This is a genomic window from Flavobacterium sangjuense (genome assembly GCF_004797125.1).
GTDB lineage: Bacteria > Bacteroidota > Bacteroidia > Flavobacteriales > Flavobacteriaceae > Flavobacterium > Flavobacterium sangjuense.
The window spans coordinates 2,761,962-2,779,298 of sequence record NZ_CP038810.1 but is presented as its reverse complement, the minus strand read 5'-3'; the positions used below and the strand labels follow the sequence as shown (position 1 = coordinate 2,779,298).

The following is a 17,337-nucleotide window of genomic DNA, read 5'->3' as shown; positions in this document are numbered from 1 at the left end:
AAATTTATATTTGTGCAATCGATTACATTAATTCGGTTGTAAATATAAAAGTACTTTTCAATAAAACATTATTCTAATGAAAGAAACAAATAAAGTTAATGGTAACTATAGATGGGCAATTTGCTCTTTATTATTTTTTGCAACTACAATTAATTACTTGGACAGACAGGTATTATCATTGACTTGGAAAGATTTTATTTCTCCTGAATTTCACTGGACTAATAACGATTATGGAAATATCACAGCCTTATTTTCAATTTTCTATGCGATATCTTTATTGTTTGCAGGAAGGTTTGTAGATGTATTAGATACTAAAAAAGGATTTCTTTGGGCTATTGGAGTTTGGTCAGTAGGAGCTTGCTTACACGCTTTTTGTGGTATCGCAACGGCTGGTTACATTTCAGGGGATTGGTTTGTGAGCTTTGAAGGAGCTAAAGATATTATAGGTACTGTTAACGATACAGGAATGGTAATTTCTGTCAGTGTGACCTTGTTTATCTTTGCCCGTTTTATTTTGGCGGTTGGTGAAGCAGGAAATTTTCCCGCAGCAATTAAAACAACAGCAGAATATTTTCCAAAAAAAGACAGAGCTTTTTCTACCAGTATCTTTAATGCCGGTGCTACTGTTGGTGCATTGTTAGCGCCATTGTCTATTCCGTTTATAGCAGAAGCATATGGTTGGGAAATGTCGTTTATTATTATTGGTGCTTTAGGTTTTGTTTGGATGGGATTTTGGGTTTTTATGTATGATAAACCGGAAAAACATTCAAAAGTGAGCGCAGAAGAATTGGCTTATATCCAACAAGATATTTTAGCAGATAGTAAAATTGAAGGATATGTTCCTGAAACTGCTGATAAAGTGTCTTTCGCAGCTTGTTTTAAATACAAACAAACCTGGGCTTTCGCTTTTGGGAAGTTCATGACAGATGGTGTGTGGTGGTTCTTCTTATTCTGGACGCCGGCTTATTTAAGCTCTGTTTACAATATGGATTCTACACAAGCCGCATTACCATTGTTTGTTTTATATGCAATTACATTACTTTCTATCATAGGAGGTTGGCTTCCGACCTATTTCGTTGAGAAAAAAGGAATGAATCCTTATGAGGGCAGAATGAAAGCCATGTTGATTTTTGCATTTTTCCCATTATTGGCTTTAATAGCGCAACCATTGGGACACTATACCTATTGGATACCGGTAATAATAATTGGTATTGCAGGTGCTGCACATCAATCCTGGTCAGCTAATATCTTCACAACAGTAGGTGATATGTTTCCTAAAAAAGCAATCGCTACAATTACTGGAATTGGAGGTTTAGCAGGTGGTCTTGGGTCGACACTAATTAACAAAGGCTCAGGAGTATTATTTGATTACAGTAAGGATACTGATATGAACTTTATGGGCTTTCACGGTATTGAAGCAGGATACTTTATCATCTTTTCTATTTGTGCAGTTTGTTATTTAATCGGTTGGTCTGTAATGAAGACTTTAGTTCCAAAATATAGCCCAATAACTGATTTATAGATTTAAGATTTAAAAATAAAAAAGAATAAATAATTACAAATGACAAATTTTGAATTCAGATATGCATCCAATCCAAAAGATGCAGCTAAATATAATACAGAAGAATTAAGAGAACAGTTCTTAATTGATAAACTGTTTGTTGAGAATCAAATCCAACTGACCTATTCTATGTACGACAGATATATAGTTGGTGGAGCGATGCCTGTTGGCAAAAGTTTACCATTGGAAACAATTCCCTATCTAAAATCAGAAAATTTTCTGGACAGAAGAGAACTTGGTGTAATCAATGTAGGTGGTAAAGGAACAGTGAGTGTAGATGGAGAAGTGTATGTATTGGATAAAAAGGAAGCACTATATGTAGGTAAAGGCGCAAAAGAAGTTTTGTTCTCAAGCACTGATGCTGCTAATCCTGCTTTGTTTTATATCAATTCAGCACCAGCGCATAAACATTTTCCAAACAAAAGAGTAACAAAAGAAAATGCAGAAATTGTTCACTTGGGCGAAGAGAAGTTCGCCAACAAAAGAATTATAAATAAATTAATAGTAAACAGTGTTGTTGAAACCTGTCAACTGCAAATGGGATTAACGGAGCTTTTAGAAGGCAATATTTGGAATACTATGCCGTCTCACACTCACAACAGACGCATGGAGGCTTATTTCTATTTTGACTTGGAAGCTCCGCAAACCATCTGCCATTTTATGGGTGAACCACAAAATACAAGACACATTTTTATGCAAAATAATCAGGCAGTTTTATCTCCGGAATGGTCAATACATTCAGGTGCGGGAACAGCAAACTATTCCTTTATCTGGGGAATGGCCGGAGAGAATTTAGATTATGGCGATATGGATATTGTGGCTCCAAATGAATTAAAATAATAGCATGGATTTATTCAATTTAAAAGGTAAAAGAGCGCTAATAACCGGAGGAACTCACGGTCTCGGAATGGCTATGGCTGAAGGTTTGGCCAGTGCCGGAGCTGAGCTTGTAATTACCGGAACGACACCTTCAAAAATGAAAGAAGCATTGGATTATTACGCGAGTAAAGGATTCAAAGCTTCAGGATATTTGTTTGATGTTACCAATGAGATAGCTGCTGCTGAAAATGTTGCTTTAATTACTAAAGAACTCGGAGATATCCATATACTGGTAAATAATGCGGGAATTATAAAAAGAGAACCTGCTATATCAATGCCTGTTGCCGATTTCAGACAAGTCATAGATGTCGATTTAGTTGGACCTTTTATCATGTCTCAATTGATAGCAAAACAAATGATCGAAAGAAAAGAAGGAAAGATTATCAACATCTGTTCTATGATGAGTGAATTAGGAAGAAATACGGTTTCTGCTTATGCTGCAGCAAAAGGCGGATTGAAAATGCTGACCAAAAACTTAGCGACTGAATGGGCTAAACATAATATTCAGGTTAACGGAATCGGTCCGGGTTATTTTGCCACATCGCAAACAGCACCAATCCGTGTTGATGGTCATCCGTTCAACGAATTCATCATTAGCAGAACACCGGCAGCACGTTGGGGAAATCCTGAAGACTTAGCCGGAGCAACGATTTTTTTAGCTTCAAAAGCGAGTGATTTTGTTAACGGACAGATTGTATATGTTGATGGTGGCATTTTGGCAACCATAGGTAAACCTTCAAACGAAGAATAATTTTTTACAACCATGAGTACACATTTTATACACGATAATTTTTTATTAGAAAATAAATACGCAGAAGAATTATACCATAATTATTCTAAAAATCAACCTATTATAGATTATCACAATCACTTATCGCCTCAGCATATTGCAGAGAATACGATTTTTGATAACATCACAAAGGTTTGGATTAATGGCGACCATTACAAATGGCGTGCAATGCGAACTTTAGGAATAAATGAGCAGTTTATTACCGGGAATGCGACCGATAAAGATAAGTTTTTGCAATGGGGGAAAACGGTTCCGTATACCATGCGTAATCCTTTGTATCACTGGACTCATTTAGAGTTAGCCCGTTATTTTGACATCTATGATTTATTAAACGAAAAATCAGCTGAATCCATTTATGAACAAGCATCTGCCAAAGTAAATTCTGCTGAATTCAGTACACAAAATTTACTTAAAAAAGTCAATGCCAAATTAGTTTGTACTACCGAAGATCCAATTGATGACTTGGCTTATCACAAGCAATTAGCGTCAAGTAATTTCGGAGTAAAAGTAAGTACCGCTTTCCGACCTGATAAAGCAATCTTGATTTCAAATGATGGCTACAACGCATACATTGATACTTTAGGCGAAGTTGCCGGAGTTTCAATCAATACGTATTCAGATTTACAGTCGGCTTTAAAAAACAGAATTGAATATTTCCATGCCAATGGCAGCAGACTTTCTGATCACGGTTTGGAGCATATTTATTTTGAAAACTTTACCGAAAGCGAAATCAATACCATCTTCAAAAAAAAGAGAGAAAATAAGGAATTGAGTTCTGAAGAAGCCTTGAAATTCCAAAGTGCGGTTTTATTGTTTTTGTCTGAAACCTATCATGAATTCGGTTGGGTGCAACAATTTCACTTAGGCGCTTTGAGAAATAATAATGCCCGTATGCACCGCGTTTTAGGTCCGGATACAGGTTGGGATTCTATTGGAGATTACTCGCAGGCACAAAAATTATCAGCTTTTTTAAATGCTTTGGATAGCAAAGATAAATTGACAAAAACAATTATTTATAATCTGAATCCGGCAGATAACGAAGTTATGGCAACCATGATTGGAAATTTCAATGATGGAAGCGTAAAAGGAAAAGTACAGTTTGGTTCGGGTTGGTGGTTTTTAGACCAAAAAGACGGTATGACGAAGCAGTTAAATGCCTTGTCCAATATGGGATTAATAAGCTGTTTTGTTGGAATGTTAACCGACTCACGAAGCTTCTTGTCGTTCCCTAGACATGAATATTTCAGACGTATTCTTTGCAATCTTTTGGGAGACGAAATCCAAAGAGGTGAATTACCAAATGATATGGAATGGATTGGAAAAATGGTAGCGGATATCAGTTATAATAATGCAAAAGAATATTTTAATTTTTAAGTTATGTTGGCAAGCGATGTTTTTTTTAAGTATTTAAAAACCGAATGGGAATCTGTTGATGATAAAATTCAAAGACAGATTGTAGGTTTTGATGATAAAGTGATGATGGTGAATGTACGTTTTGAAAAAGGTGGAGTTGGTGCTTTACACAACCATCCTCATTCTCAGGTTACGCATATTTCCGAAGGGAAATTTGAAGTGACCATTGGGGAAGAAACAACCGTATTGGAAAAAGGAGATTCTTTTCATGTTCCGTCTGAGGTAAATCATGGAGTAGTTTGTCTGGAAGCCGGTATGTTGGTAGATGTTTTCAGCCCGATGCGGGAAGATTTTATACAATAAAGAAGCAATAGATGAGTAAAGTCGTCACATTCGGAGAAATATTATTAAGGTTGTCGCCGCCAAGTCATTTAAGATTAACGCAGGCAACTTCCTTCGATTTATATTATGGATGTGCAGAGGCTAACGTAGCGGCATCATTGGCAAAATTTGGAATTCCTGTAAAATTTATTACAGCCGTTCCACCAAATGAATTAGGAGAATCTTCCATAAGTATGATACGCTCTTTTGGAGTAGAACCGGTTGTTATTACCCAAGGAAAAAGATTGGGGATTTATTATTTTGAACAAGGTGCTTCCGAAAGACCGGGAAAAGTGGTTTATGACCGAGAAGATTCGTCATTTTCACTTTTAAGAAAAGGAATGATTGACTGGGAATCGATATTTAAGGATGCCGATTGGTTTCATTGGTCTGGAATAACACCTTCGCTTTCGCTAGATTTAGCAGAGTTGTGTGAAGAAGCTTTACTGGTAGCAGATAAAATGGGATTGACAATTTCAGCCGATCTCAATTATCGACCTACATTATGGAAATACGGAAAAAATGCCAATCAGGTCATGCCGAATTTGGTAAAATACTGCGACTTATTATTAGGAGGAGCAGATGAAACTGAAAAGGTTTTGGGAATTGAATATAATGAAAATGATACTCAGGAAGCCATTTTTGCGAGTTGGATGAAAACTTTTCCAAAGCTGAAAAACATTGTCACAACCCAAAGGATTCAGGCAAATGCATCTTCCAATGGTATAAGTGCTTCGTTTTGGGATGGAAAAAATATGCTGCAATCCAGAAAATACAATGTCTCTCATATTATTGACAGAATTGGAGCGGGAGATGCATTTATGGCAGGAATAATATACGGATTATTGACATACGAAGAAGATTACCAAACAGCCTTAGAGTTTGCTGTTGCCGCTGCCTGTTTAAAACATTCCATTTCGGGAGATATTAATTTGGCAACAGTGAAAGAAGTAGAAGCCTTAATGCACGGTTTTGGTGGAGGTAGAGTTTCAAGATAAAAATGAATTGAAATAAATATAATAACATAATAAAATTAAATGACAATGTCGAAAAAAGTAGTAACATTTGGTGAGATAATGTTAAGATTAGCACCACAAGGATTTTTAAGATTTTCACAAGCTGATAACTTCGAAGTAGTTTATGGAGGTGGAGAATCGAATGTAGCTGTTTCATTAGCAAATTATGGAATTCCGGTTGATTTTGTAACCCGTTTACCTAAAAATGATATCGGAGAATGTGCGATGATGGAAATGCGTAAAAGAGGAGTTGGTGTAGATAAAATTGTTTGGGGTGGTGAGCGTTTAGGTATCTATTTTCTGGAAACAGGAGCGGTATCAAGAGGAAGTAAAGTAGTATACGATAGAGCCTATTCTTCAATGTCTACTATCCAATCCGGTATGATTAACTGGGAAGAAGTTTTTAAAGATGTGCAATGGTTTCACTGGACGGGAATTACACCTGCAATTTCGCAAAGTTCTGCCGATGTTTGTTTGGAAGCTGTAAAAGCAGCAAGCAAATTAGGCGTAACGATTTCAACCGATTTGAATTACCGTGCTAAACTTTGGAAATACTGCGACGCAGCAAAAAGAGAAGAAATCATGACCGAATTAACTTCTTATTGCGATGTAGTTTTAGGAAACGAAGAAGATGCAGAAATGCACTTTGGAATCAAACCGGAAGGTGCAGCGGTTCAAACGCATGGTCACGATGTTAAAGCGGAAGCTTTCTTATCGGTTTGTCAACAAATGATGAAAAAATTCCCAAGAGCTAAAAAAGTAATTACAACGTTAAGAGGTTCTATCTCTGCTTCACACAATACTTGGGCAGGAGTTTTATACGATGGAAAACAAATGCTGCAAACACGTCAATACCAAATTACCGATATCGTTGACCGTGTTGGTGGTGGTGATAGTTTTATGGGTGGATTAATCTACGGATTATTAACCTATCCTGATGATGATCAAAACGCATTGGATTTTGCAGTAGCAGCATCTTGTCTGAAACACACTATCAAAGGTGATGCTAACTTGGTAACGGTTGATGAGGTTAATAAATTAATGGGAGGTGATGCTTCCGGTAGAGTTGCAAGATAATTTAAGATGGTAGTAGATACACTCAATAACGCGTCAAAATACAATAGCTTGCATCCTTTGTTTGCAACAGCGTTCGATTTTCTAAAAGGTAAAGATTTGCAAAATCTGGAAGATGGAAAGCATGATATTGCCGAAGGATTAAAGCTTATTGTAAGCAACGGAAACGGGAAAACGGCAGCAACCAGTTTGGAAAAATTTGAATGCCATGATCTAAATATTGACATCCAAATCTGTGTAAGCGGATTAGAAACTATTGGATGGAAACCAAGAGAAAAATGCAACATCCCAAACGGAGATTATAATACGGAGAAAGATGTGCGCTTTTTTAGTGATGAACCTGATATGTTTTTTCAATTGACAAACAATCAATTTGTTATTTTTTATCCGGAAGATGTTCATGCGCCGATGATTGGTGAAGGAGCCATAAAAAAATTAGTATTTAAAGTTAAAATTTAAAAAATGAGTAACATACAAAAAGTAACGGATGCCATTGTAAAACAAGGAATGCTTCCTTTATATTTCAATGCTGATGAAAATGTAACTATAGAAGTTTTAAGAGCCATTTACAAAGCAGGAGTAAAAGCAGTAGAATATACAAGCCGTGGAGATGCTGCATTGAGCAATTTCAAAAAAATGGTTGAAGTACGAAATGCTGAAATGCCCGATTTATTATTAGGAATTGGTACTATAAAAAACTTGCAGCAAGCCGAAGAATATTTCGCAGTTGGCGCAGATTTTTACATCAGTCCGGGTTTTGTTCCTGAAGTGGCAGCGTATTTAAGAAGCAAAGAAGTATTGTACAGCCCGGGTTGTATGACGCCTTCAGAAATTATAGCAGCAGAAAATGCCGGAGTGAAATTCATTAAATTATTCCCAGGAAATATGTTAGGTCCGGAATTTTTAAGCGGAATCAAAGATATTTTTCCAAAGTTATTATTCATGCCAACAGGCGGAGTAGATACGACTAGAGAAAATATCGAAGGATGGTACAAAGCCGGTGTTTCTGCAGTTGGAATGGGAAGCAAACTCATTAGCAAGCAATTGATGGCAGATAAAGATTATGCCACAATCGAAACAGAAACAAGAAAAGTTTTGGAATTAATCCAAACAATAAAATAAGTAAGAACATTAAGTAATTAGCAATAAAATGGAAAAATTAAATAGAAAAAACCAGGGATTAGAAAAGAAGTTTCCAATAAAAGTGGTACAATTTGGTGAGGGTAATTTCTTAAGGGCTTTCGTTGATTATGCTTTTCAAAGACTAAATAATGAACTCGATTTCAATGCCGGTATTGCCATGGTGCAACCGCTAGAGAATGGTATGATTAATATGATTAATGACCAGGACGGACTTTATACACTCTTTTTAAACGGAATCAAAAAAGGTGAAAAAATCCAGGAAATTGACCTAATTACGAATGTTGTAAAAGGTATAAATCCTTATAAGGATTATGCCGATTATTTAGATTTAGCCAAAGAAGAAGAACTTCAGTTCATTATTTCAAATACCACAGAAGCCGGTATTGAATACATTGATTCAGATACGCCTGATATGCAGCCACCAGTGGCTTTTCCGGCAAGATTAACGGTCTTGTTACATGAAAGATTTAAGCATTTTAAAGGCGATGCTTCTAAAGGATTGACTATTATTCCATGTGAATTAATAAATCATAATGCCGACACTCTAAAAGAAATTATATTCAAATATTGTGACTTATGGAGTTATGACAATGCATTTAAAACTTGGCTATTAGAAAGTTGTACTTTTCACAATACATTAGTAGATCGAATTGTTCCTGGCTATCCAAGAAACGAAATTGAAGAGTACAACAGCAAGTTGGATTACCAGGATAATCTGATTGTTACTGCAGAGCCTTTTTTCCTTTGGGTAATTGAAGGCGGAGAGGATTTAAAGAAAAAATTGCCATTCCACAAAACAGATTTAAATGTGAAAATTGTGGATGATATGCAGCCGTTCCGAACCTTAAAAGTTCGTATACTGAATGGTGCACATACGGCTATGGTTCCGTTTTCGTTGTTATACGGAAACGAAACGGTAAAACAAACCGTTGATGGTGATTTTACCGGGAAATTTGTAAATAGCATTATTTCTGAAATTAATGGTACATTACCATTTGATAAAGAGGAGGTTTTAGCGTACTCAGATGAAGTAATGGATCGTTTCAGAAATCCATTTATTAAACATTTATTATCTGACATTGCCTTAAATTCTATTTCGAAATTTAAAGTGCGTGTTTTACCAAGCTTGCTTCAGTATTATGCCGAAAATCAGCAACTGCCAACTAATTTGACTTTTTCATTTGCTTGTTTAATCCAATTTTACAAAGGAACTTGGAACGGAAAGGAATTACCAATCAAAGACTCATCGGAAATCGTTGAGCAATTTAAATCAGCTTGGGAATTATCAGATCTTGATTTGGTTGTAAATAGTGTGTTATCTAATGAAGAGTTTTGGGGAGAAGATTTAACAAAAGTAAATGGCTTGAGCCAGGATATCGCTTTTGCTTTGTCTGAAATTATGACTAATGGCTTGGAAAAAGGATATTTAAATTTTAACAAGCAATATCAATCGTAAAGAATTTATCATGCAAAAGAAATTAATAAAAGTAAATCCTGCCGACAATGTAATTGTTGCCCTAACCGATTTGGTGCAAGGTGAACAAATTGCATTTGAAGGAACTACTGTTTCACCAACAACTGATGTTAAAGCAAAACATAAAATTGCAGAGACAGATTTTGAAATTGGTGATGATATTATAATGTATGGCGTTTTGGTAGGGAGAGCTTCAAAGCCTGTGGCAAAAGGAGAAGTAATTACTACCGAAAATGTAAAACATAAAAGTGAAGAAGTTTTTGGTAAAAACGGAAACTTAGGTTGGACTCCGCCAAATGTAGATCGTTGGAAAGACAAAACTTTCAACGGATATCATCGGGCTGATGGACAAGTAGGAACCAAGAATGTCTGGTTATTTTTTCCATTAGTTTTTTGTGAAAACAAAAATATTGAGAAACTAAAAGAGATTTTCGAAAACGAATTAATGCCCAAAAAAGATGTTTCTTATAAAAATTTATTACGCTCTTTAATTGAAGAAAAAAGCGTCGAAGAAGTTGTAGATAAATCTCCAAATGAAAATCTTTTAGATAATATTGAAGTAAAATTCATCAACCATCAGGGTGGTTGTGGTGGAATTCGACAAGATTCGGAATTGTTGGCGAAATTGCTTGCGGGATATGTAAACAATCCGAATGTTGCAGGTGCTACGGTTTTAAGTTTGGGGTGCCAAAATTTGCAGATTAGTATTTTTAAAGATGCTTTAAAAGAAATGAGCCCGAATAATGATAAAGAAATTTTGATTTATGAGCAACAACAAATTGGAACTACCGACCAAATGTTCCAAATGGTGATTAAAGATTCTTATGAAGCCATTAAAAGAGCCAACCAAATTAAACGTAAACCTGCACCGCTTTCAAAACTAAATATTGGTTTGGAATGTGGTGGTTCAGACGGGTTTTCAGGAATATCGGCAAATCCTGCATTGGGAGTTGTTTCAGATATTTTTGCAGCTTTGGGTGGGAAAACCATTTTGGCAGAGTTTCCTGAACTTTGTGGTGTTGAACAAGAGTTGATGGACCGATGTGTTGACGAAGAAAAAGCAAATAAGTTTTTATCCCTAATGAGAGCTTTTGAGAAATCGGTTGTGGATGCAGGTTCAGGATTTGATATGAATCCGTCACCGGGAAATATTAAAGACGGATTAATTACCGATGCCATGAAATCGGCAGGAGCGGCTAAAAAAGGAGGAACTTCTCCGGTTGTAGATGTTTTAGATTACGGTGAATATATTTCAAAACCAGGTTTAAATCTTTTGAATACACCAGGAAATGACGCCGAATGTACCACAGGATTGGTTGGAGCAGGGGCAACCGTTGTTTTATTTACTACAGGTTTGGGAAATCCGATGGGAAATCCGATTGCACCTGTGGTTAAAATTTCGTCTAATTCGACATTAATTAATAGAATGTCAGATATTATAGATGTAAATGCCGGAACTGTGATTACTGGTGAAAAAACTATTGCCGAAGTTGGAGCAGAAATAGTAGATTATATTATTGAATTAGCGAGCGGAAATATAGAAACAAAAGCAGATCAGCTGAAACAAGATGTTTTTATTCCCTGGAAAAGAGGAGTATCATTATAAAACAAAAAAGAGTGAATTAAATTCACTCTTTTTTTTATGATTTTATTTTTGAAGATGAATTTCGAATTAATAATTCACCATTTAAAACTACCTTTTTTTCAATTTTAGCACCGTCTTTGTTTTTTACTTGCTCCAGAAAGACTTGAGCAGCAGCTTTACCCATTGCAACACTGCATTGGTCAACAGATGAAATGGATAATTCCATAAATTCGGTAAAAGGTTCGTTTCCAAAACCAACCACACAAACATCTTCAGGAATTTTATAACCTTGCTCCTTAAGTTCTTTAATGGCTCCTAATGCAGCAAAGTCAGAAGCAGAAAATATTGCGTCTGGTTTAACCTTTAGCTTTAATAATTTTTTTGCAGCTGAATGTCCGTCTTCAACACTACTTTTAATTTTTATCACATATTCATCCTTAAATTCTATGCCGTTATCTATAAGCGCTTGTTTATAACCATTAAAACGATTTTCATAAATTTCTAAAGAGCGGTCACCGGTTAAATAGGCAATTTTAGAACATCCTTGTTCTATGATATGCTTTGTTGTAGTATAAGCAGCCCCAAAATCGTTAATAGTAACAGTACTGACCCCTTCAATATTTTTTTTACGGTCAAAGAATACTACAGGAACCCTTTTTTCAAGTGCTTTTTCAATCACGCGGTCATTTTCAGAAGTCATATTAGAAACAGACATTAAAATACCATCAACTTGAGCGTTTAACAGCATGTTAATGTTCTCGATTTCTCTTTTTTCATCTTCGTGTGTTTGACAAATGATTACATTATATTTATGAGAATACAATTCTTCTTCAATTCCACGAATAACAGAAGCAAAAAAATTAGTGTTAATACGAGGGACGATAACACCAATGTTATGACTTTTTCCACTTTTAAGCGCCTGTGCCAATTTATTCTGTTTGTAATTCATCTTGGTGGCAGTAGCCATAACAAGATCACAGGTGCTTTTACTGATTTTTGGGTTGTTGTTTAATGCTCTTGAAACAGTAGCTGCAGAGATATTTAACTCTTTGGCTATGTCGTAAATTGTTGCTTTTGGACTCATTATAAAGTGCTTTTATGAAGGTAAAAGTAGCAAAATTTATTTATAAACAGAATTTTGTGCTATCGATTGCACAAATTATTATAAGTTAATGGTTTTTGACTCTCATTTTGTACGGTTAATATTTAAAATTTTCTTAAATTAGCGGGATTATTAAGATATATATAAAAATTTCACGGTATTTTTATATTTATTGTTTTTTAACTATATTTTTTTGGTAAACTGAAAATTAATATTTACGTTTGTGTAATCGATTGCACTAGTTGCCTTTTAATGCTAAAAAGAACCGGAATCGATACCAAATGAGTTAATATAAATCAAATGTCAAGACAGAATAATCTTAAAATTGCTATTACTTTATCCTTACTATCAGTATTCTTTTTTTCGTGTGCTCCAAAACATGATAAACCAACTGCTTACAAAGCAGATTGGACTAAAATGAAGGATATTATAAATAGTGTTAAAGAGCCTGTTTTTCAAAATAAAACCTATTTAGTTTCTGATTTTGGCGCTGTAGCAGATGGTGTTTTTGATAATACCCAGGCTTTTAAGAAAGCTATAGAAACTTGTTCTGCTAATGGTGGTGGTATTGTTTCTGTTTCTTACGGAAAATATTTTACCGGTCCAATTCATTTACAAAGTAATGTCAATCTTCATTTGGAAGAAGGAGCAGAACTTTTGTTTAGCACAAATACGAAAGATTATCCAATAGTACACACCTCTTTTGAAGGTGTAGAATTAATGAATTATTCTCCTTTGATTTATGCCTATCAAAAAAGCAATGTTGCAGTTACCGGAAAAGGGACTATAAATGGTCAGGCCGGAAATCAAAATTGGTGGTCTTGGTGTGGGAAAGATGTATACGGATGGAAAAAAGGTGATCCAATTCAAAACGTTAAGCGATTAATGGAAATGGGAGATAATAGTGTTCCTGTTGCTGATCGTCTGTTCGGAGATGGATATTATTTGAGACCAAATTTTATTGAATTTTTTGATTGTAAAAATGTAATGTTGAAAGATATTAAAATTGTTAACGCTCCATTTTGGATTATTCATCCTATAAAGTCAGTGAATGTTATAGTGGATGGTGTTAATATTATAAGTCACGGTCCAAATAATGACGGTTGTGATCCCGAATATTCCAGAAACGTAATCATTCGCAATTGCAGTTTTAATACAGGAGATGATTGTATTGCCATTAAATCCGGTAGAGATACTGATGGCAGAAGAGTGAATATTCCGAGTGAAAATATCGTTGTTCAAAATTGTAAAATGTTTGATGGTCACGGCGGTGTAACTATGGGCAGTGAAATTTCAGCAGGTGTAAGAAATGTGTATGTGGAAAATTGTGATATGGATAGCCCTGAACTTGACCGTGCTATCAGAATCAAATCAAATACACGAAGAGGCGGATTTGTTGAAAATGTATGTGTGAGAAACTTAAGAATAGGAGAAGTAAAGGAGTCTGTGCTGGGTATAGATTTGTTTTATTCTATTCACGGAAATCAAACAGGAAATTATATGCCAAAAGTTCAGAATATATATTTAGAAAATATTACTGTTAAGAATGGTGGTAAATATGGGATTTTGGCAAAAGGACACGCTGAATCACCAATTAAAAATATTGTATTCAAAAACGTTACAATTGATAAAATCGGCTCCAATTATTCAGTTGAAAATGTTGAAAACTTACAATTTATAAACACTACAATAAACGGAATTCAGATAGAACAACCTAAATAAAATTTAATAAACCAATAATTATTATGAGTATAAAATGTTTTTATAACAAAGCCGCAAAATATCGTTTTGCAATGACAATTATCCTAATGTTATTTATGAGTTCTCAGGTTATGGCTCAAGGTGACATTACAGTTACCGGGGTGATTATAGATAGTGGAGGTTTAACTTTGCCTGGAGTAACAGTTACTGAAAAAGGAACAAAAAATGCTGTAAGTAGTGATTTTGATGGAAAATTCACAATAAAAGTAGCCGGGGCAAAAAGTGAATTGGTTTTTACTTACATCGGTTATGAAACACAAACGATAACGGTAGGTACAAAGAAACAAGTTAACGCGGTATTGAATAGTTCAACTAACAAACTGGATGAAGTTGTTGTGATTGGATATGGAACTTCCAAGAAATCGGATTTGACGGGTTCTGTAGTTTCTGTGTCAGGAGAGGATCTTAAAAAACTGGCAACGGCGAGTGTAGCTGAAACTTTAACAGGTCGTGTGGCAGGGTTGCAGGTTGCCTCTTCAGAAGGGTCCCCAGATTCAAATATAAATCTAAAAGTTAGAGGTGGTGGTTCTATATCACAGGATAGTTCGCCATTACTTATTGTTGATGGATTTCCTGTTAATAGTATTAGTGATATTTCGCCATCAGATATTGAAAATATTTCTGTTTTAAAAGATGCTTCGTCTACTGCAATTTATGGATCAAGAGGAGCTTATGGTGTAATTATCATAACCACAAAAAAAGGAGGGAAAGACGGCGGAAAAGTGACCGTGAGCTATAATTCCTTTATTGCAACCAAAAAAATAGCTAATACCATTGGTGTCCTCAATCCTCAGGATTTTGCCAATTGGGAATACGAATATGCTCAACTCACAAATGATATTCCATCCTATGAAGATCCATTTGGTGGGGCTTGGTCACCAACTCAATTTGCGGGTGTTAAAGGAACCAATTGGCAAAAAGAAATTTATGGACGTACCGGACAGGTAGTGAATAATGATTTAGGAATTCGCGGAGGTTCAGATAAATTGAACTACAACTTCAATTTTACCAGATATAATGAAAAAACCATTATGCTGGGTTCTACTTTTGACAGAGATAATCTTTCCTTAAATTTAAGAAGTAAAGCAAATGATAAAATTGATTTGTCATTCACTATGCGTTACTCAAATACAGAAATAACAGGTGGTGGTGCAAATGAGCAAAATGAAGTTTCTTCTACGGACTCACGTTTGAGACATGCTGTTGGATATGCTCCGATTCCACTTGCAGGTGTAACTACTGATAACACAGATGAGGCCATTTCAAGTTACCTTATTAATCCGTTTGTTGCTGTTGCAGATAATGACCGTTTACAAACCAGAAAAAATTATAATACTTTGGGTAGTTTTTCATGGAAGATTATTGAAAATCTTCAATTTAAAACGGAATTAGGGCTTGACAATTATTTTTATAATGATAACCGTTTTTATGGTAGGTCTACTTATTATGTACGTAATATTCCTCTACCTGAAAATCAGGGATTAGCGGCACTTATTATGCGCGGACGTAAAGAAGAGAAGTTTAGAAATGCAAATACTCTAAATTATGATTTTAAAAAATTTCTTGGTAAAAAGCATAAATTAAAAGTACTTTTAGGTGAAGAGTCTTTAAATTACAATGTTACTAACTTAACAAGTACCATTCATGCTTTTCCACAGAACTTTACTTTTCAAGATGCTATGAATCTTTCTTCTCAAGGAAAGCCATTTAGCGTTGACAACTTTGTTAGTCAGGAAGATAAATTACTATCCTTTTTTGGACGTGTAAATTATGATTTTAGAGATCGATATTTATTTACAGCAACTATGCGTGCAGACGGTTCGAGTAAATTTTTAGGAGCTAACCGTTGGGGTTATTTCCCATCAGCAGCAGGAGCATGGAAACTGACCGAAGAGAAATTTTTGAAAGACGTAAAATGGTTGGACCTACTAAAACTTAGAGTAAGTTATGGTCAAGCAGGTAATAATAATATTCCAACAGGTCAAACAATACAAACATATCAATCGTCTACATCTGCCTGGATAGATGGAGTAACCAACTTTTGGGCAGCATCCCAATATTTAGCAAACCCGGATTTGAAATGGGAAACTATGATAACACAAAATGTTGGACTTGATTATGAATTGTTTAAAGGTCGTGTAAGTGGTTCGGTTGAATTGTATAAAAACATTACTCAAGATTTATTACTTGCTTACCCTCTTTTTGGAGGTGGATACAATTTTCAGTATAGAAATTTAGGCGAAAATCAAAATACTGGTGTAGAAACTTCTTTAAATGTAACAGCAATACAAAAGAAAAATTACGGATTAAGTTTTGGGTTCAATATTAGTTTTAATAAAAACAGAATTAATTCACTTGGGGAATTAGATGACTTTGAATGGTCAAGTGGTTGGGCTTCTACGGCTATCGGAACAGACTATGTAGTGAGAGTTGGTAGTCCATTAGGGTTGATGAAAGGATATAGAAGTGATGGTCGTTATGAAGTATCAGATTTTGATTATGTTGCTGGAAACTATGTATTGAAACCAGGTGTTGCTAATGCTGATGGTATTTTTGGGACAGTTGTTCCGGGGACTATGAAATTAAAGGATCTTAATGCAGATGGGGTGATAAATTCCGATGACCAAACTATTATTGGAGATGCTAATCCAGTTCACACAGGAGGTTTCGTACTCAACGCCAATGCCTATGGGTTTGATTTATCAGCATCGTTCAACTGGAGCTACGGAAACGATGTATATAATGCAAGTAAGGTCGAATACACTACAGCGATTTCAAATAATGATACAGGACAATATAGAAACCTATCTACAGAAATGGCTGGAGGAAACAGATGGACCAATATAGATCCTACTTCTGGACTAGTAGTAACTGATCCTACAGCACTTGCAGCACTTAACGCTAATACATCATTGTGGTCACCATATCAGAGCCGTTATGTCTTTTCTGATTGGGCAGTTGAAGATGCTTCTTTCTTAAGACTAAACACGTTAACCGTTGGATACACACTTCCAAAAGATCTTATGTCGAAATTCGCTATTTCTAAATTGAGATTTTATGTAACGGCTAATAATGTTTTTGTTCTTACCAACTATTCAGGTCTTGACCCAGAGGTATCTACAAGAAGAAATACACCTTTCACACCTGGAGTGGATTCATCACCATATCCTCGTAGTAGACAATATGTTTTTGGTTTAAACCTTAATTTTTAATTAAAT

14 protein-coding genes are annotated in these 17,337 nt (G+C 35.3%); 13 read left to right on the top strand and 1 reads right to left on the bottom strand.

Going from position 1 to position 17,337, the window contains the following annotated elements; genetic code table 11:
• Positions 1-76: 76 nt before the first annotated feature.
• Genes GS03_RS12040 through GS03_RS11990 form a run of 11 tightly spaced genes read left to right on the top strand, consistent with a single transcriptional unit; the run spans position 77 to position 11,277 of the window.
• Positions 77-1,522 carry an MFS transporter gene (locus tag GS03_RS12040; RefSeq protein WP_136152792.1) on the top strand — a complete coding sequence of 482 codons (1,446 nt, stop codon included), beginning with the start codon at positions 77-79 and terminating at the stop codon, positions 1,520-1,522.
• 39 nt (positions 1,523-1,561) lie between these two features.
• Positions 1,562-2,401: a 5-dehydro-4-deoxy-D-glucuronate isomerase gene (kduI, locus tag GS03_RS12035; protein WP_136152791.1), complete on the top strand. Its 840-nt coding sequence runs from the start codon at positions 1,562-1,564 to the stop codon at positions 2,399-2,401.
• Positions 2,402-2,405: 4 nt separating this feature from the next.
• Positions 2,406-3,191, top strand: a complete 786-nt coding sequence (locus GS03_RS12030) for a gluconate 5-dehydrogenase (protein ID WP_136152790.1) — start codon at positions 2,406-2,408, stop codon at positions 3,189-3,191.
• A gap of 12 nt (positions 3,192-3,203) precedes the next feature.
• On the top strand, positions 3,204-4,604 hold the full coding sequence (gene uxaC / locus GS03_RS12025) for a glucuronate isomerase (protein WP_136152789.1): 1,401 nt from the start codon (positions 3,204-3,206) through the stop codon (positions 4,602-4,604).
• 3 nt (positions 4,605-4,607) lie between these two features.
• Positions 4,608-4,946: a cupin domain-containing protein gene (locus tag GS03_RS12020; protein ID WP_136152788.1), complete on the top strand. Its 339-nt coding sequence runs from the start codon at positions 4,608-4,610 to the stop codon at positions 4,944-4,946.
• Between the two features lie 11 nt (positions 4,947-4,957).
• On the top strand, positions 4,958-5,962 hold the full coding sequence (locus GS03_RS12015) for a sugar kinase (RefSeq protein ID WP_136152787.1): 1,005 nt from the start codon (positions 4,958-4,960) through the stop codon (positions 5,960-5,962).
• 45 nt (positions 5,963-6,007) lie between these two features.
• A complete protein-coding gene (locus tag GS03_RS12010) occupies positions 6,008-7,057 on the top strand; it encodes a sugar kinase (RefSeq protein ID WP_136152786.1) in 1,050 nt (349 codons plus the stop codon).
• Positions 7,058-7,063: 6 nt separating this feature from the next.
• A complete protein-coding gene (locus GS03_RS12005; protein ID WP_136152785.1) occupies positions 7,064-7,513 on the top strand; it encodes a YhcH/YjgK/YiaL family protein in 450 nt (149 codons plus the stop codon).
• Positions 7,514-7,516: 3 nt separating this feature from the next.
• Entirely contained in the window at positions 7,517-8,176 is a 660-nt protein-coding gene (locus GS03_RS12000) for a beta/alpha barrel domain-containing protein (RefSeq protein ID WP_136152784.1), read from the top strand.
• Between the two features lie 28 nt (positions 8,177-8,204).
• Positions 8,205-9,653 carry a tagaturonate reductase gene (locus GS03_RS11995; RefSeq protein WP_136152783.1) on the top strand — a complete coding sequence of 483 codons (1,449 nt, stop codon included), beginning with the start codon at positions 8,205-8,207 and terminating at the stop codon, positions 9,651-9,653.
• Positions 9,654-9,663: 10 nt separating this feature from the next.
• Positions 9,664-11,277, top strand: a complete 1,614-nt coding sequence (locus GS03_RS11990; RefSeq protein ID WP_136152782.1) for a UxaA family hydrolase — start codon at positions 9,664-9,666, stop codon at positions 11,275-11,277.
• A gap of 34 nt (positions 11,278-11,311) precedes the next feature.
• Here the strand turns inward: GS03_RS11990 and GS03_RS11985 are convergent, their stop codons facing one another.
• Entirely contained in the window at positions 11,312-12,340 is a 1,029-nt protein-coding gene (locus tag GS03_RS11985; protein ID WP_136152781.1) for a LacI family DNA-binding transcriptional regulator, read from the bottom strand.
• Between the two features lie 318 nt (positions 12,341-12,658).
• On the opposite strand from GS03_RS11985, the gene GS03_RS11980 reads away from it, so the two are divergent.
• Complete coding sequence (locus GS03_RS11980; protein WP_136152780.1) at positions 12,659-14,080, top strand: glycoside hydrolase family 28 protein; 1,422 nt, start codon at positions 12,659-12,661, stop codon at positions 14,078-14,080.
• A 71-nt stretch (positions 14,081-14,151) separates the two neighbouring features.
• The gene (locus GS03_RS11975) at positions 14,152-17,331 is read left to right on the top strand and encodes a SusC/RagA family TonB-linked outer membrane protein (protein ID WP_246034084.1); all 3,180 of its coding nucleotides are present in this window, start codon (positions 14,152-14,154) and stop codon (positions 17,329-17,331) included.
• The last annotated feature ends 6 nt before the right edge of the window (positions 17,332-17,337 follow it).

What these genes read in the sequence shown, in the direction of transcription:
- GS03_RS12020 (WP_136152788.1), top strand. Translation starts at nt 4,608, where the DNA reads ATGTTGGCAAGCGATGTTTTTTTTAAGTATTTAAAAACCGAATGGGAA.
- kduI (WP_136152791.1), top strand. Translation starts at nt 1,562, where the DNA reads ATGACAAATTTTGAATTCAGATATGCATCCAATCCAAAAGATGCAGCT.
- GS03_RS12030 (WP_136152790.1), top strand. Translation starts at nt 2,406, where the DNA reads ATGGATTTATTCAATTTAAAAGGTAAAAGAGCGCTAATAACCGGAGGA.
- GS03_RS11980 (WP_136152780.1), top strand. Translation starts at nt 12,659, where the DNA reads ATGTCAAGACAGAATAATCTTAAAATTGCTATTACTTTATCCTTACTA.
- GS03_RS11985 (WP_136152781.1), bottom strand. Translation starts at nt 12,340, where the DNA reads ATGAGTCCAAAAGCAACAATTTACGACATAGCCAAAGAGTTAAATATC.
- GS03_RS11995 (WP_136152783.1), top strand. Translation starts at nt 8,205, where the DNA reads ATGGAAAAATTAAATAGAAAAAACCAGGGATTAGAAAAGAAGTTTCCA.
- uxaC (WP_136152789.1), top strand. Translation starts at nt 3,204, where the DNA reads ATGAGTACACATTTTATACACGATAATTTTTTATTAGAAAATAAATAC.
- GS03_RS12015 (WP_136152787.1), top strand. Translation starts at nt 4,958, where the DNA reads ATGAGTAAAGTCGTCACATTCGGAGAAATATTATTAAGGTTGTCGCCG.
- GS03_RS12010 (WP_136152786.1), top strand. Translation starts at nt 6,008, where the DNA reads ATGTCGAAAAAAGTAGTAACATTTGGTGAGATAATGTTAAGATTAGCA.
- GS03_RS11990 (WP_136152782.1), top strand. Translation starts at nt 9,664, where the DNA reads ATGCAAAAGAAATTAATAAAAGTAAATCCTGCCGACAATGTAATTGTT.
- GS03_RS11975 (WP_246034084.1), top strand. Translation starts at nt 14,152, where the DNA reads ATGACAATTATCCTAATGTTATTTATGAGTTCTCAGGTTATGGCTCAA.
- GS03_RS12005 (WP_136152785.1), top strand. Translation starts at nt 7,064, where the DNA reads ATGGTAGTAGATACACTCAATAACGCGTCAAAATACAATAGCTTGCAT.
- GS03_RS12000 (WP_136152784.1), top strand. Translation starts at nt 7,517, where the DNA reads ATGAGTAACATACAAAAAGTAACGGATGCCATTGTAAAACAAGGAATG.
- GS03_RS12040 (WP_136152792.1), top strand. Translation starts at nt 77, where the DNA reads ATGAAAGAAACAAATAAAGTTAATGGTAACTATAGATGGGCAATTTGC.